The organism is Aquimarina sp. U1-2 (genome assembly GCF_017897595.1).
Classification (GTDB): Bacteria; Bacteroidota; Bacteroidia; order Flavobacteriales; family Flavobacteriaceae; genus Aquimarina.
Map to the genome: position 1 here is coordinate 1 of NZ_JAGKIK010000043.1, position 747 is coordinate 747.

The following is a 747-nucleotide window of genomic DNA, read 5'->3' on the forward strand; positions in this document are numbered from 1 at the left end:
GAAGGAATTATTAGAAACACCAATAATCTTTGTTTCAGATTGTATTTCGGTTACCTCGAAGGCTTTATTGGTAAATGCAGAGCGTTTTACCTTAAAAGGACTAGTACTTAATGGTGCTGCTACGACGTTTGATGCGTAACCAGCATTTAGTCCGATAGCTAAAAGTGGTGCTAGGTATTTGCTGTCTGCACTAGAACTTAAAATTACCACCTGGGCATTTTCACTTTGCGCAGCTTCTGTTAAAACACTGGCATAAGTTTTAGCACTAAAGTTGTCTAATGCTGAGTTAGATACTTTTAACACTTTATCTACACCATAATTTCCTAATTCTGATGTGTCTTCAGCGTTAATAACCACTGCGGTAACTGTTGTGCCTAATTGGCTTGCAACAGCTTTGGCGTAAGATGCCACTTCAAAAGCAGCTTTTTTGAATTTATTTTGTTCTGATTCTGTATATACTAAAACTGACATAATTCTTCAATATTTCAAATTAAAAATTCCAAAATGATATCATTAGGATTTGATTCTTGGTATTTAGGCTTTATATAACCTTAGCTTCATTATGAAGCAAATCTATCAACGCATCTAAATTATCTGGTGCCACCAATTTAACTGCGCCCTTCGCAGCTGGTTTCTCAAAAGAAACAGAGGTTGTACCAGCACTAGCATCAACAGGTTCAGCTACCGTTAACGGTTTTTTACGTGCCATCATGATGCCTCTCATGTTAGGAATTTTAAGGTCGCTTT

Annotated in this window: 1 protein-coding gene and 1 pseudogene; both read right to left on the minus strand. The window is 36.8% G+C overall.

Translation table 11 applies throughout. The features are described 5' to 3' along the window. Positions 1–471 (minus strand): electron transfer flavoprotein subunit alpha/FixB family protein (locus J8281_RS18900; protein ID WP_371812641.1); only part of this gene is annotated, 471 nt, incomplete at its 3' end. Between the two features lie 70 nt (positions 472–541). Beyond that, a pseudogene (locus J8281_RS18905) lies at positions 542–747 on the minus strand (electron transfer flavoprotein beta subunit/FixA family protein); the annotation flags it as partial.